Genomic DNA, 14,740 nt, shown 5'->3' on the forward strand with positions numbered 1-14,740 from the left:
CCTGTTACGGCGAATCGGCGCAGGCCGGCCGCAACCTTTTCCCCGCGAGAAATAGGGCGCAGCCCGGCGATGACGCATTCCGAAAAGCCTGCTGGAAAATCCGCCGAAAGGCTCGATCAGGCGCTCGGTCGCCTTGGCGCCGCTCTCGACCGGCTGGAACGAAGCATGGCTGTGAAGCTGGAAGACGATGTTTCCGCTGCGGAGCTGGAGGAGGAGCTCGACATCATGCAGGACGACCGCGGTCGCCTCGCTCTGGAGCTCGACGCTGCGCTCGCGCATGTCAGCGCGCTGGAGAAAGCGCGCGACGAAGTGCTGCGCCGCTTGGATGACGCCGGGGCCGACGTCGCCGCCGCGCTGGGGCAGGCGAGCGGCGCGCCGGTCGGGGAATAGCGCCATGGCCGCCGTCATCGTCAGCATCGCCGGGCGCACCTACCGCCTCTCCTGCGACGACGGCGAAGAGCCGCGCCTCGAAGAGCTCGCGCGCTATGTCGAGGGCAAGATACTCTCGATGAAGGATAATTTCCGCGAGATCGGCGAGCAGCGCGTGGTGGTGATGGCGGCGTTGAGCATCGCCGACGAGGCCGCCGACGCGCGCAACAAAGCGCAGGCTTTGGAGGCGGACGTCGCCGCTTTGCGCGCCGAGCTCGACGCGGTGAAAAAAGCCGCTGTGGCGCTGGAAGAACGCGCGGTGGCGGCGGTGGACGACGCGGCGAAACGGCTGGAGCGGCTCGAGGCCGACTTGCGGAAGCCGGCCGTCAGCGATGATTTTCCGTTCTGAGGAAGGGCTTCCAAGTATTCCCGACGCTCGCGTATCGGGCGATTCATTCCGTCATTGCGAGCGAAGCGCAGCAATCCACGGCCGCCGTGGCTGCCCTGGATTGCTTCGTCGCTCCGCTCCTCGCAATGACGAGAGGGAGTCGCTTATCGGCGGTCGATCACTTGCCCCAGTTTTCGACGCTCGCGTCGCGCTTTGCATGTTCGAGATCGTCGGCATTTTGCGAATATTGGTGATTGAGCTTTTCCGCCGTCATGGCCACGGCGCCGTCCGACATGATGGCGATTTTCATCTGCTCGGTCGCCATGTGGTTGAGTTCGTTGATCCACTGATTGAGATTGAGAAGAAGCTTGTTTTTGCGGTCTTTCTGAACCGCTTGGGAGGCGGTCGTGTCGGTTGCGACGGCGATCTCGGCCTTGGTGTCGTCGATCAGCTTGTCCAGATCCTTGGCCTTTGCTTCCAGCGCCGCGACCTGGTCCTGCGCGCCGCCCTTAGCCTTTTCCAGAGCGGCTTCCGTCTCTTTCTTCGCCTTCTCCAGATTGTCGAGGCCGTTCTTCAGCCAGCTCGTCTGGATGTTCAGCAGCGCGTCTTTGGCGACGCCTGTGAGGTTGAAGCCGTTCGGAATCGGGAAATAGGGGCCGAGCTTGGCGGCTTTTGCGGGCGCAGCGAAGCCGAGGGCGCCGGCGACGAACAAGGCGGCGGCGGCCGCGCGAAGACCAGCCGACATAGAGACGAGGCGCATATGATTTCACTCCCGATCAGGCGCGCCGGTTTGTTCCCTGGCGCGATTTCTTATGAACAGAGCTTGGGCGATCCGCGCCGGTCTTGCAAGCCCGCTTCCTGCCACACAAACGTCACGCGCCGCCGCCGCGCCGCTTGACGCGGATGGTTGTTTTGCGCGAGTCTTGGCGGGCCGGGGGAGCCCCGCCCGGCGGCGGAAGGATCGCGCCGCCAGGGGGCTGAGAGGCTGCGGAAGCGCGTTCGTAACGAACGTGGGGCGCGGCGACCCTTCGAACCTGATCCAGTTCAGATGCTGGCGGAGGGATGGTGTTCAACTCTCGTTACTTTGCAGGCGCGCCATGCTAGCGCGCGTCATCGGCGCCGGCGTCGCCGGGCTTTGCGCCGCCTATGCCTTGGCGCGCGCCGGGGCGCAGGTGGAGCTTGTCGAGCGCCAGGCGACGGCTGGCCAGGGCTGCTCGCGTTTTGCGGGGGGCATGATCGCACCCTGGTGCGAGCTGGAGAGCGCCGAGCCGCTCGTGGCCGAGCTTGGCCAGGAGGCGCTCGCCTTCTGGACGGCCGACGTTCCTGTCGCCACTGTCGCTGGGACTCTTGTCGTCGCCGCGCCGCGCGAAGGCGCGGAGCTTTTCGATTTCGCCCGGCGGACGGATCACTTCGAGCGGCTCGACGGCGCGGGCGTCGCGGGGCTGGAGCCCGATCTCGCCGAGCGCTTCGACGCCGCGCTTTATTTTGCGCAGGAGGCGCATCTCGATCCGCGCGCCGCGATGAAGGCGCTTGCCGACAGGCTTGCCGAAATGCCGAATGTCGTGCGGCATTATGGCGCGGTGGCGGAATCGCTTGCCACATCTCCCGATTGGACCGTCGATTGCCGTGGGTTCGCCGCGCGCGATGCGCTCGCCCGGCTGCGCGGCGTAAAAGGCGAGATGCTGGTTTTGCGCAGCGACGAGATTTCTCTCTCCCGCCCCATCCGCATGCTGCATCCGCGCCGGCCGGTCTATGTCGTGCCGCGCGGGGAGGGCGTGTTCATGGTCGGCGCGACGATGATCGAGAATGAAGAGCGCGCGCGGGTGACGGCGCGCTCGGTTGTGGAGCTTGTCAATTCCGCCTTCGCCATTCACCCGGCCTTCGCCGAGGCGGAGATCGTCGAGACGGGCTCGGATGTGCGGCCGGCCTATCCGGATAATCTTCCCCGCCTGACGCAGCTTGGAAAGACGATCTATATCAACGGGCTCTACAGGCATGGTTTCCTGCTCGCCCCCGCGCTGGCGCGGCGCGCCGCAGAGGTTGTTCTTCGCGGCGCCTATTTTCCGGAGGTGATGGATGCAGATTCGGGTGAACGGGCGTCCGCGTGACGTGGACGCCACCACATTGGAGGCCCTGCTGCGCGAATTGGGCTATGAGCATCAGAAGGTCGGCACGGCGCTGAACCAGGAATTCGTGCGCGACAGGGATCGCGAAAAGACCACGCTGCAGGAGGGCGACGCGGTGGAGATCGTCACGCCGCGGCAGGGCGGATGAATGCAAGAGCTCATGACCGAAGCTGATCCGCTTACCTTCTATGGCGCGACGTTAAGATCGCGGCTGCTGCTCGGGACGGCGCGCTATCCCTCGCCGGCGATCCTTGCCGACGCGATCCGCGCCTCGGGCTGCGAGATCGTTACGGTGTCGCTGCGGCGGGAGGCGGGCGGCTCGCGCGCCGGCGAGAGTTTTTGGGGCCTTATTCGCGATCTGGGGGCGCGCGTGCTTCCCAATACGGCGGGCTGCCGCACGGCCAAGGAGGCGATTGCGACGGCGCAAATGGCGCGGGAGGTCTTCGAAACCGACTGGATCAAGCTCGAAGTCATCGGCGAGGAGGATACGTTGCAGCCCGATGTCTTCGGGCTTGTGGAAGCGGCCAAGGCGCTCGTCGCCGACGGCTTCAAGGTCTTTCCCTATACGACCGACGATCTCGTCGTCGCCGAAAAGCTGCTCGACGCGGGTTGCAAAGTGTTGATGCCCTGGGCGGCGCCGATCGGGTCGGGACGCGGCGTCAACAACACTTTTGCGCTGCGCGCCTTGCGGGCGCATTTTCCGGAGACGCCGCTCGTCGTCGACGCCGGGCTCGGCGCGCCGTCTCATGCCGTGACGGTGATGGAAATGGGCTATGACGCCGTGTTGCTGAATACGGCTGTCTCGCGGGCGGGCGATCCTGTCGCCATGGCGCGCGCTTTCGGGCTTGCAGCCGAGGCCGGACGGCTGGCGTTCCGCGCCAAGCCGATGACGCCCCGCGACATGGCGGAGCCCTCGACGCCGGTGATCGGGCGGCCGTTCGAGGACATGCTCTGATAATCTTTTTTCGTTTTTGCGCGCCTGAAGGCGCGCGGTCCTTGGGGGCCTCTCGGACCGCGCGCCTTCAGGCGCGCTGTCGTTGAAAAGATGATAAACCGCCGCCTATGCCGACACTCACGCTCGACCCCTTCTACCTCATCGTCGATAACGCCGACTGGCTGACCCGGCTGCTGCCGCTCGGCGTGCGACTCGTGCAATTGCGGGTCAAGGATCGTCCGGAATCCGAGGTGCGCGCCGAAATCCTCCGTGCGCGCGATCTCTGCCGCACCGCGGGCGCGCAGCTCGTCGTCAATGACTATTGGAAGCTCGCGATCGACGCCGGCTGCGATTTCGTGCATCTCGGGCAGGAAGATCTCGACGGCGCGGATCTCGACGCCCTGCGCCGCCACGAGGTGCGAATCGGCGTTTCCACTCATGACGACGCCGAGCTCGACCGCGCATTGTCGATCTCGCCCGATTATGTGGCGCTCGGGCCCGTTTGGCCGACGCTGCTCAAGGAAATGAAATTCGCGCCGCAGGGCCTCGAAAAGCTCGGCGCCTGGAAGAAGCGCATCGGCGACATCCCGCTCGTCGCCATTGGCGGCCTCACGCCGGCCCGCGCCTGCCTCGCGCTGGCGGCGGGCGCCGACAGCGCCTGCGTCGTCACCGATGTTCTGCGCGCCCGCGATCCGGAATCGCGGGCGGTCGAATGGGTGGCGACGACAGCGCCATGGCGCGATTCGCCGGAGCTGACGCGCGCGTTTCCCCCGGATTTCGCGGGCGCGAAAGTCTTCCCCTCGCCCAACCACGGCCCCCGCGCGCGCGCGGTCTCGGCGCTGGTGTTGCATTATACCGGCATGCCGGCGGCGGAGGGCGCGCTCGAGCTTTTATGCTCGCCGATCGCGGAAGTCTCGGCGCATTATTTCGTCGAGGAAGACGGCCGCATCCTGCAGCTCGTGCCCGAGTCGCGCCGCGCCTGGCATGCGGGCGCCAGCTATTGGGCGGGCGAAACCGACATGAATTCGGCTTCCATCGGCGTCGAGATTGTCCATCCGGGCCATATCGATCCGCATGATTTTCCGCCAGCGCAGATCGAGGCCGTCATCGCACTGTCGCGTGACATTTGCGCGCGTCACAAGATCGCGCCCGAGCGCGTGCTTGCCCATTCCGACATCGCGCCGCGCCGCAAGATGGACCCCGGCGAGTTCTTTCCCTGGGCGCGCCTCGCCGCCGCCGGCGTTGGCCGTTATGTCGAACCCTTGCCGCCCGACGACGGCCCGGCGCTCGAATGCGCCGCCGCGGGCGAAGCGGTCGCGCGGCTGCAACGGCAGCTCGCCGCCTTCGGCTATAAAGTCAGTGAGACCGGCGTCTATGATGAAGATACGGCGTCGGCGGTCGCGGCGTTTCAGCGTCATTGGCGGCCAGCGCGGGTCGACGGGCGCGCCGACGCCTCGACCATAGACATTCTGACACGTCTTTTGCCCTGAAGGAGTTTTACGTGGCCATTGCAAAGCGCGCCGTCGTCGTCACCGGCGCTTCGACGGGCATCGGTCTCGCCTGTGTGGAAATTCTTACGAAAAAAGGCTTCTTCGTCTTTGGGTCGGTCCGCAAGCGTGCGGACGCCGAGCGTTTGCAGTCGCGATTCGGCGACGATTTCTCACCGCTTCTCTTCGATGTCACGGATGCGGGCGCCGTCGCGCGCGCCGCGCAAGAGGTCGACGCCCGGCTCGGCGGCGCGACGCTCGCGGGGCTCGTCAATAATGCTGGCGTCGCCGTGCCCGGCCCGCTGCTGCATCTATCTATCGCCGATCTCCGGCATCAGCTCGAGACAAATCTCATCGGCCAGCTACAGGTGACGCAGGCCTTTGCGGCGCTGCTCGGCGCGCGCGCGCCGCAGCGGGGCGCGCCGGGGCGGATCGTCAATATGAGCTCGGTCGCCGGCCGTTTCGCCTCGCCGTTTCTGGGCGCCTACAATGCCTCCAAATTCGCGCTGGAGGGCATGTCCGACGCGCTGCGCCGCGAATTGATGGTCTATGGCGTCGACCTGATCGTGATCCAGCCCGGCATGATTGCGACGCCGATCTGGGACAAGGCGGACAGCCGCGATTTCAGCCCTTTCGACGCGACCATCTACGGGCCTGCGGCGCGTCGCATGCGGAAATGGGCCGTCGACGGCGGGCGCGCCGCGCCGGGGCCCGAGCTGGTGGCCAAAGCCGTGCTGCGCGCCCTTACTGCGCCGCGCCCGCCCGCGCGCATCCCCGTCGCCAATGGGATCGGTCACACCTTGCCAAGCCTGCTGCCGGCGCGATTTGTAGATTGGCTCGTGGCGCGTCGTTTGGGCTTCCACGAGACGCGCGACAAGCTTCGCGTCCACTATTCTGACGGAGACGGCAATGGCGAATGAAATGACCGCCCCGCATGGCGTCGTTTGCTGGAGCGAACTTGCCGTCCGCGATATTGCGCGCGCGCAGAAATTTTACGCCGAGACGCTCGGCTGGCGCTTCGAGGCCATGGCTGCGCCGGATATGACCTACTGGATCATCTTCTCCGGCGAGGCGCGGGTCGGCGGCATGTTCGAGATGAAAGGCGCGCAATTCGACGGCGTGCCGGAGCATTGGCTGACCTACATCGCCGTCGACGACATAGATGCGCGTCTGAAGAAGGCGGTCGAGGCCGGCGCAAAAACTTGCAAGGAGCCCTTCGACATTCCGGGCGTCGGCCGCATGGCGGTGCTGGCGGAGCCGGGAGGCGCAGTCGTCGCCTGGATAAGGCTCGAGCGATAGACGCCGTCGGCGCGCCTCAAAGGCGCGTCGTTTCGTCGATCTCCCCTGGACGGAAAGGCTTGAGAAATTCGCAGGCGACGCCGTCGTCGAGAATTCCGACGACTTTCGCCGGCGTATTCCCTACCGCCACCTCGGCGCCGATTGGGATCGCGCGATCGGCTTCCAGCACGACGGCCGAGTTCGACAGGCTCTTGATGCGCACGATTTGTTCTTCGCCGCAGGTCAGCCGTAGAACCGTGAGATCCATGAAAGGAATGACGACACGACCGTGACGCCCCTCGCTATAGGCGGCGGAGCGGTTGGCGTACCACTCCAATTGGCGGGCGAGCCTCTCGCGTTTTTTCGGCATGAGATGAAAACGCATGTCGAAGCCGTTTGGCGTCGGCTGCAGGACAACGCCCGCGAAACGGCCCAGCTCATTGAGGCAAAGCGCGACCTTCTCGCCGGGCAGAATCGCGACCGGCGCCCAAAGCCGCGCGGAATGAGATGAGATTTCAATAGTCCGACAAGGATACTCCTCGTTGGACTTGAGCAGCATGTAGCGACCTTCGAAAGTGATTTGCAGCCGCTGCTGCGTCTCCGCTTCGAAATAAGAAAATTGCTGATGCTGAATACCCATATTTGCCTCGAAAAGTTAATGGTCGGGCGGAAGTGCGCTTCAGCCGTCAAGTGGCTGCCATCCTAGCGCCGGCTCGTGCCATAAAAGTTAAGCTGGACCGTTGGTCGGCGGCATAGACGAGCGGCTGTGCGCAAACAGTTACCGAATTGTCAACAATTTGAACGGCTCCGGGGCTCGGCCTTGTTCTTCCTGGAGGAGGCGCGCAAGTAACGCGGCGTCGCTATTCGATTTTTGGCGGCCGACGCCACCGTAAAGACCGGTCGGAGCTTTTTATTTCAACGCGTTATTAACCAAGAAGGGTTCGCTAAGCTTAATGGAATGGACGCCCTTACGGTTTAATTTTATAGTTTAGTTCAAGGATATCCGTGAGATTTCATCGTGACGCCGATGCGGCTTTTCGTAAGTGCGCTTATCTGTTGCAGTATCGCGTGTGGCGAAATGTCGTCCGCGCGCGCCTTCGACTTTTTTGGCCTGTTCGGCGCGCCGGAAAAGGCCGAGCCGACCCCCGGCGCGGTCGCCTATGAGGTGATCTTCAAGGGGATCGACGACGATAAGCTCGAGCAGACCCTGAAGGACGCGTCGAATAGCTGGCGGCTGCGCCTGGAGTCGCCCGCGGCGGGGGTCGGCCTGGCGCGTCGGGTGATCGCGGACTATCCGCGCCTGACCGAGGCGCTCTGGGCGAGCGGCTATTTCAACGCAACCGTGCGCGCGAGCGTCGCCGGCGTAACCGTCTCGCCGGAGGGCAATGGAGCCGACGCGGCCGCCGCCGCCGCCGAGCGCCATCGCGGCGCTTCCCTCGCGCCGGTCGTCTTCGAGATCGACCCCGGCCCGCTATTCAAGCTGCGCCACGTCGTCGTCTATGACGCGCGCGCCAATGCGCCGATCGATCCGGCGCTTTTCCCGCGCAAGGCCTTCGATCAGGACCCGGACGATCCCGCCCGCGCCGCCGCGCTACGGGCGCGCGAGGCCGAGTGGATCGATGCGCTGCGCGAGAAATCCTATCCGCTCGCCAAGGTCGTCTCCGCGCGTCCGGTGATCCTGCATGATCTCCATGTGATGGACGTGGCGGTCACGATCGATCTGGGGCCAAAGGCCGGAATCGGCGAGGTGCATCTCTCCGGCGCGCCGGGCGTCGATCCCGATGTTATCCGCTCCTTCATCTATCTGGAGGAGGGCGAGCCCTATAGCCCCAGGAAAATCGCCGACACGCGCAAATCCATCGCCCGCATCGAGGCGCTCGGCGGCGTGAAGATCGAAGACGGCGCCCATCTCGACAAGAACGGCAATCTGCCGCTCTTCATCGAGACGACCGAGCGCAAGCGCCATGCGATCGGCGCTTCGGCGATGTTCTCCAACATCAACGGCCCGACGTTGCGCACCTATTGGGTCGATCGCAATCTCTTCGGCGGCGGCGAGCGCCTGCGCTTCGATCTCGACGGCGGCCTCGCCTATTACAATAATTCGTCCGCCTTCCTCTCCTTTCCGGAGCTCAAGGCCAGCAATCTGGTGGGCTCCGCGCGCGTAAGCTTCTTGAAGCCCGCACTCTTCGGCTCGCGCAACGACCTTCTGCTCGACGCCGCGGCGGTGCGCGAGCGCACCGTTTACTACTGGGCCTCCTATGGCAATTTCAACGGCGCGATCCGCCATCGTTTCAGCGACACGGCGTCGATCCAGGCTGGCGTCGAAGTCGAAGGCGGCCAGTTCAACGACGTCTTCGGCCTGCACAATTACGCGCTGCTCGGGTTCCCGGTTTCGGGCGCCTATGACAGCACCGACAATGCGCTCGCGCCGACGCGCGGCATACGCGCCACGGCCCGCGTCGCGCCTTATGTGAAGGCTTTTTCCAACGGCGTCGGCATGCTGGAATCGAAGGGGCAATTGTCGGCCTATCACGCGCTCGATGAAGACGCCTGGTATATTCTCGCGGGGCGTATCGCCGCCGGCTCCATCGTCGGTCCGTCGATTGCAGACGTCCCGGCCAATCGCCGTTTCTTCGCCGGTGGCGGCGGCTCCGTGCGCGGCTATCGCTATCGGTCGATCAGCCCCGACAATGGCTTCGGCTTTCCGACCGGCGGCCTGAGCCTTTTCGAAGCCTCCGCCGAAGCGCGCCTGAAGGTGACGCAGGAAATCGGCATTGTCCCCTTCCTCGACGCCGGCGCGGCCTATTCGTCCTCTGTGCCGAATTTCAGCTCGACAATGCGCTTAGCGGCTGGCGTTGGCCTTCGCTACTATACGGGCATTGGTCCGATTCGTTTCGATGTCGCGACGCCGCTCAACCCGAGGCCGCAGGACAGTCGCCTCGCCATCTTCCTCGGCATCGGAGAAAGCTTCTGATATGCGCAAGCCTTCTCGCGGCCTTGTGATCGCCGGCGGCCTCGCGGCCAGTGTGATTCTCGCCGCCGGCGCCGGCGTCTATTCGATCAACAGCGCCTCGGGCGGACGCTCGCTGGCGCGCATCGTTTCCGAGGCGGCCTCTACGCCCGACTTGAAGATCGAGATCGGCGCGATCGACGGCGTTCTGTCGGCGGCGCCGTCCGTGCGCGACATCGTCATCTCCGACCGCGACGGTCCCTGGCTGAAGATCGACCGCGTCGCCGCCAAATGGTCGCGTCTCGCGTTGCTTGGCATGAAGCTCGATGTCGACCAAATCGACATCGGCGAAGCAGACGTGCTGCGCGCGCCGGTTGCGGCTGCGGAAAAGAAGCCCGAACAAAACAGCGACGGCGGAACCTTCCCTCCGAAGCTGCCCATCGGTGTTCGGCTGGGCGAGCTAGCGCTGGCCAAGCTCGTTCTCGCCGAGCCGGTGTTGAACGCCGCCGCCGCGCTCTCAATTCACGCGGGCGCCGAGCTCACCGGGTCCGCAGCGAGCGTGCGGCTGGAGGCGCAACGGCTCGATGCGCCGGGGTCGATTGGCGTCGATGCCGCTTATGCGGCGCAAGGCGACAGGCTGCGCCTCAAATTCGCGGCCTCCGAGCCCGGCGACGGCCTGATCGCGCGCGTCGCCAAAATTCCTGGCCTGCCGCCGGTGGAGGCCTCCATAGATGGCGAAGGCCCGCTCGACGCTTTCGTCGCGAAGATCGCCGCCAAGGCGGGCGAAGCGGGCGCCGAGGGCGCGGCCCGCATCACGCGCGAGGGCGCCGCGCGCCGTTTCGACCTAGATCTCGCGGCGCGGCTTGCCGATCTCCTGCCGCAAGACCTCGCATCGCTTTTCGCCGACGCCACGAAGCTCGAAACAACGGCGCATATCTCCGACGACGGCGCTAAGACGCTCGACCGCCTCGCGCTCGCGGCTTCGGCTTTCAAGCTCGACGGCGCCGGCCGGATGGGCGTCGACGGCAAAGCGGTTGGCAAGGTCAATCTCGCGGCCGCCGATCTCGCTCCTTTCTCACGCCTCGCCGGCCGCCAATTGCGCGGCGCCCTCGATCTTTCCGCAGATGTCGCCGGGGCGCCGCTCGACGGCGCGATGGAGGCGGCGCTCGACGGCGCTGTGACGTCGCTCGCCTCCGGCGTTTCGGCCGTGGATGGGCTTGCGGGCGAGCGTCTGCGTCTGACGGGCAAGGTCGCAATGCTTCCCGGCGGCGGATTTGCGTTCGACAAGCTTGCCCTTACGGGCGAGCATCTCTCCGCCGTTGTCGATGGCACCGCGATGACAGAAAAAGCCGCTATCGACGCCAAGATCGACCTGCCGGAGTTACGCTACGCCGGCCTGCCGCTCACCGGCCGCGCCAATATTGCGGCGTCGGTGACGGGAAGTCTCGAAAAGCCCGACGCGACGCTTCTTGCGACGCTCGAAGACGCCAGCGCCAATGGCCGTCCGATCCCCAAGCTCACCCTGCAAGGCGAGGCGCATGATGTGCTCGGCCGTCTCACGGCGCTCGCGACGCTCGACGGCGTCGTCGATCGCAAGCCCGCGCGCGGCCGCCTTTCTCTCGCCCGGACGGACGCGGGTTGGACGCTCGACGATGTCGATGTCGCCATTGGCGGCGCGACGGCGAAGGGCGGGCTCGCGATAGACGGCGCCGGGCTCACGAACGGGCGCCTGCGCATCGCGGCGCCGAGCCTCGACGATCTCTCGGCGCTCGCTTTACAAAAGCTCGGTGGACGCCTCGACGCCGATATTTTGCTGGAAGCTTCGAACGGCGGGCAGAACGCGTCGATCGACGCGCAGGGCGCCGGCATAGAGGCGGCAGGCGCCGCAGTCGGGAAACTCGCGGCAAAATTTTCGGCCCGCGACGTCCTGCGCCGGCCCGCGCTCGACGGGGATGTCTCTATCGATAACGCGCGTTTGGGCAAGGAGACGATCAGCAAGGCGCGTCTGCTCGCGCGGCCCGCCGCAGATGGCGCGGCGGCGCTCGATCTCACCTTGGAGGCACGCGGTTTCAACATCGCCAGCCGGGGGACGCTCACGCCGGGGGAGGCGACCCGGCTCGACATTGCGCAATTTTCCGCGCAACGCGCCGGTAAGAAAATCGCGCTGGCGCAGCCCGCCGTCGTCACCCTGCAGCGTGGCGCGGTGGCGCTCAAAGGCCTTGCCCTCGCGCTCGGCTCCGGCCGCCTCGACATAGACGGCGTCGCCGGGGAGCGTCTCGACATCGCCGCCAAGGCGCGCGCCGTGCCGCTCTCGATCGCCTCGATCGTTGATCCGTCTCTTGGCCTCGACGGCGTGCTCGACGCCGAGGCGCGCGTCACCGGAACAAAAGCCGCGCCGGAGGGCGACTGGCGCGTGAAACTGGCCAAGGTCAGCGCGCCGCAACTGCGCTCCAACGGCCTCCCCAGCGTCGATGTCGCCGCCAATGGCCGCCTCGCCAATAAGCGCACGACCCTCGACGCCGACGTCGGGCTCGGCGCGTCGAGCAAGCTGAAGATCACGGGCTCGGCGCCGCTCGGCGAGGGCGCGCTCGATCTCGCCGTCAAAGGCGCGCTCGACGCCGCGCTCGCCAATACGGTGCTCGCGGCGAACGGCCAGACGGCGGCCGGCAAAGCCAATGTCGATCTGCGCCTCACTGGCCCGGCGGCGAGCCCGATCATCGGCGGCGCGGTCACGATCGCCGACGCAGCCTTCAACGATCCGCTCAACGGCGTGAGCCTCACGAAGATCAGTGGAAAGATCGAAGGCCGCGGCCGGGAGCTCACAATCGACGGCCTCACCGCGCAGACGAAGAACGGCGGGCGGATCGCCGTCGCAGGCAAAGTGACGGTCGCGCCCGACGCCGGTATGCCCGGCTCCATTCGCATCGGCGCCAACAACGCGCAGCTCGCGTCGACGGACATCGTCTCGTCGACCGGCGATCTCGATCTCACGATCAGCGGCGCGCTGGCCCGCAATCCCAAAATCTCCGGCAAGGTCAATCTCGACTCGATGGACGTCAGCGTTCCCGATCGCCTGCCGGCCAATCTGAAGCCGCTGCCGGGCTCGACGCACATCGACGCCAAGGGCTTCGCTGCGCAAATGCTGGCGCTCGAAAAGAAGCAGCGGGAAAAGGCCGCGCACAAATCCGGATTCGACGCGGCGCTCGATCTCGCGCTTTCGGCGCCCAATAAGATTTTCGTGCGTGGGCGCGGCATCGATGCAGAATTCGGCGGCGGTCTGAAAATCTCGGGCACGATCCAGAAGCCCAATGTGCAGGGCGGCTTCGAGCTGCGGCGCGGCAAGATGCAGCTCCTCACGCAGCGCATCGATCTTACGCGCGGCAAGCTCACTTTCGCCGGCGGGCTGACGCCGGCGCTCGACTTCGAGGCGGAGACCACGGCCTCCGACATCACGGCGAAGATCGACGTCACCGGGCCGGCGGCGTCGCCCTCCTTCGCTTTCTCGTCAACGCCGGAGATGCCGCAGGACGAAGTGCTCTCGCGCCTGCTTTTCGCCAAGGCCTCAGGCGCGCTCACGCCCTTTCAGGCCGTGCAGCTCGCGGCGGCGCTCGCGCAGCTCTCCGGCGCAGGCGCGGGAGTCGACGCTTTCGAGAAAATGCGCAAGGCGCTCGGCGTCGATTCGCTCGATCTCGACGCGGGCGGCGGCAATGGGCCGACGGTGGGCGCGTCGCGCTATATCGCCAATGGCGTGAACGTCGGCGTGAAGACGGGCGCCAACCCGCAGCAAAGCTCGGTCAATGTGGGCGTCGACGTGACGCGCGGCGTGCGCCTGCAAAGCGAGACCAGCATGAGCGGCGCGACCTCGCTCGGCATTGGCATAGAGCACGAGTATTGAGATGACGCGCGGGCCTCACTCCGTCTCGCAAAGTTTTTTGGAGAGGCCGAGGTAGTAAGCCGGGACTTTGGACCAGGTCGATTGCGCCGGATAATCGCTGCGGCGGGCGCCTGTCGCCATATGCCCGTCGAACCAGCTTCCGCCTTCCGAGCGGTAGGCGTGTTTCGCGCAGTCGATCGTCACGCGCTCGATCTCGGACAATCCCTTTTGTGAAAGCTTGAAAGCCGCCGCCTCGGGAGATTGCGCATCGTAATCGGTGAGGGCGCGCGCGAAAACGGCGCCCTCTGGCGTTTTCTGGCGAGACGCGGGGTCGAGATAGATCTTGGACAAGCCGTCCTGCGATACGAGCCGCCATTCCGCCGAAGCGGCCGATGCGTGCAGCAGGGCGGCGAGAAGGATGCAAAAGGCGCTGTTTTTCATGACGGCTAAGATTTCCGTTTAGATAGCTCGCATTGGGGTCCGGTCATTCCCGGCGGGCTGAAAGCCCGACCGGGAATCCAGAGCCAAAATAGCAGTGGTTGCTCTGGATTCCCGATCACTCGCTGCGCGAGCGTCGGGAATGAGAGCGAACCAACCAAGCGGATCGCGTATGATGCCCGAAAAGGGTCACGCCTACTTTTCCGTCAACGAGTCCTTACGAAAGGCGGCAACGCCGCAGGGTGGCAGCTTCGTTTCGCCAAGCAGCAGCCCCGCGTCGCTAACGAGTGAAGATATATCCGCCGTCTCGGGACCATAGTTGAAAACATAACGCAAGCCGCCGTTATCGCGAATCCGGATGTCTTGCGGCAATCTCGACGTTTCGACGCCTGCTTCGACCAGGAGGCGGGAGACGACAGCGTCAGCAAGCGTTTCATCCGGCCAACCGGCGAGATAATAATGGTGCCCGCATTGCGCGAGGGCGCATTCCCCGTCGCGCGACGCCATGGCGATCGCCGCCTCGTCGCCCAGGACCAGAAACTCCCGCCAGCGTTCGAAATGCCCCGGATGTCCGTCGCTCATCGGGATGATTGCGCCCGGCCGTAAGCTTTCGACACGCCGGACGCGCAAGTCGATCAGGCTCTGAAGGGCGCCGGGCGGCAGGGCGGCCGGGATGTTGAAATGCTCGGTTTTGGAGCCGGCGCGCGGCCCGGCGAGGATCACCGCCGCGCTGTTCGATAGCCCTTCGACGAGGGACTCACCGGCTGTAAATAGCCCCGGCAGCAGAATGAGCTTGCGATCAGCGACGGTTTCGGCCGTCGGCGGACCGATGTCGATCGAAACGCCCGCGCGCCGCAATGCGCGATAGAAGCGCATGATAAGCTCGTTATAAGAGA

General features: G+C 65.6%; 14 protein-coding genes (1 of these 14 cut by a window edge). 10 read left to right on the forward strand and 4 right to left on the reverse strand.

Features of this window, described 5'->3' with window-relative positions:
- Nucleotides 1-69: 69 nt before the first annotated feature.
- Nucleotides 70-390: a DUF4164 family protein gene (locus QMG84_RS02460; RefSeq protein WP_281930239.1), complete on the forward strand. Its 321-nt coding sequence runs from the start codon at nt 70-72 to the stop codon at nt 388-390.
- Between the two features lie 4 nt (nt 391-394).
- On the forward strand, nt 395-778 hold the full coding sequence (locus QMG84_RS02465; RefSeq protein WP_281930241.1) for a cell division protein ZapA: 384 nt from the start codon (nt 395-397) through the stop codon (nt 776-778).
- Between the two features lie 157 nt (nt 779-935).
- On the opposite strand, the gene QMG84_RS02470 is transcribed toward QMG84_RS02465, so the two are convergent.
- Nucleotides 936-1,517: a hypothetical protein gene (locus tag QMG84_RS02470; RefSeq protein ID WP_281930243.1), complete on the reverse strand. Its 582-nt coding sequence runs from the start codon at nt 1,515-1,517 to the stop codon at nt 936-938.
- Between the two features lie 337 nt (nt 1,518-1,854).
- Between QMG84_RS02470 and QMG84_RS02475 the strand changes: the two genes are divergently transcribed.
- The 6 genes from QMG84_RS02475 (at nt 1,855) to QMG84_RS02505 (ending at nt 6,603) form a co-directional block, all read left to right on the forward strand.
- The gene (locus QMG84_RS02475; RefSeq protein WP_281930245.1) at nt 1,855-2,865 is read left to right on the forward strand and encodes an FAD-dependent oxidoreductase; all 1,011 of its coding nucleotides are present in this window, start codon (nt 1,855-1,857) and stop codon (nt 2,863-2,865) included.
- Nucleotides 2,834-3,031 carry a sulfur carrier protein ThiS gene (gene thiS, locus QMG84_RS02480; protein ID WP_202070658.1) on the forward strand — a complete coding sequence of 66 codons (198 nt, stop codon included), beginning with the start codon at nt 2,834-2,836 and terminating at the stop codon, nt 3,029-3,031. Before QMG84_RS02475 ends, thiS begins: the two co-directional genes overlap by 32 nt.
- Nucleotides 3,032-3,838 (forward strand): thiazole synthase, encoded by an 807-nt coding sequence (locus QMG84_RS02485; protein ID WP_281930248.1) that lies wholly within the window; start codon nt 3,032-3,034, stop codon nt 3,836-3,838.
- Nucleotides 3,839-3,945: 107 nt separating this feature from the next.
- Nucleotides 3,946-5,307 carry a thiamine phosphate synthase gene (locus QMG84_RS21365; RefSeq protein WP_350356502.1) on the forward strand — a complete coding sequence of 454 codons (1,362 nt, stop codon included), beginning with the start codon at nt 3,946-3,948 and terminating at the stop codon, nt 5,305-5,307.
- A gap of 11 nt (nt 5,308-5,318) precedes the next feature.
- Nucleotides 5,319-6,224 carry an SDR family oxidoreductase gene (locus QMG84_RS02500; protein ID WP_281930250.1) on the forward strand — a complete coding sequence of 302 codons (906 nt, stop codon included), beginning with the start codon at nt 5,319-5,321 and terminating at the stop codon, nt 6,222-6,224.
- Nucleotides 6,214-6,603 (forward strand): VOC family protein, encoded by a 390-nt coding sequence (locus QMG84_RS02505; protein ID WP_202070656.1) that lies wholly within the window; start codon nt 6,214-6,216, stop codon nt 6,601-6,603. The genes QMG84_RS02500 and QMG84_RS02505 overlap by 11 nt, the downstream gene beginning before the upstream one ends.
- 16 nt (nt 6,604-6,619) lie before the next feature.
- Here the strand turns inward: QMG84_RS02505 and QMG84_RS02510 are convergent, their stop codons facing one another.
- Nucleotides 6,620-7,222 carry a PilZ domain-containing protein gene (locus tag QMG84_RS02510; protein ID WP_281930253.1) on the reverse strand — a complete coding sequence of 201 codons (603 nt, stop codon included), beginning with the start codon at nt 7,220-7,222 and terminating at the stop codon, nt 6,620-6,622.
- 438 nt (nt 7,223-7,660) lie between these two features.
- On the opposite strand from QMG84_RS02510, the gene QMG84_RS02515 reads away from it, so the two are divergent.
- A complete protein-coding gene (locus QMG84_RS02515) occupies nt 7,661-9,556 on the forward strand; it encodes an autotransporter assembly complex protein TamA (protein ID WP_281930255.1) in 1,896 nt (631 codons plus the stop codon).
- Between the two features lies 1 nt (nt 9,557).
- A complete protein-coding gene (locus QMG84_RS02520; RefSeq protein WP_281930257.1) occupies nt 9,558-13,427 on the forward strand; it encodes a translocation/assembly module TamB domain-containing protein in 3,870 nt (1,289 codons plus the stop codon).
- 15 nt (nt 13,428-13,442) lie between these two features.
- Here the strand turns inward: QMG84_RS02520 and QMG84_RS02525 are convergent, their stop codons facing one another.
- Together QMG84_RS02525 and QMG84_RS02530 are read right to left on the reverse strand one after the other, a co-directional pair.
- Nucleotides 13,443-13,847 carry a surface-adhesin E family protein gene (locus QMG84_RS02525; protein ID WP_281930259.1) on the reverse strand — a complete coding sequence of 135 codons (405 nt, stop codon included), beginning with the start codon at nt 13,845-13,847 and terminating at the stop codon, nt 13,443-13,445.
- 192 nt (nt 13,848-14,039) lie between these two features.
- Nucleotides 14,040-14,740: the 3' portion of a beta-galactosidase gene (locus QMG84_RS02530; protein ID WP_281930260.1), read on the reverse strand. 1,276 nt of this gene lie beyond the right edge of the window; 701 of the gene's 1,977 nt are visible here — the last part of the coding sequence; the start codon falls outside the window, past its right edge; the stop codon is at nt 14,040-14,042.

It is taken from the genome of Methylocystis iwaonis, assembly GCF_027925385.1.
GTDB lineage: Bacteria > Pseudomonadota > Alphaproteobacteria > Rhizobiales > Beijerinckiaceae > Methylocystis > Methylocystis iwaonis.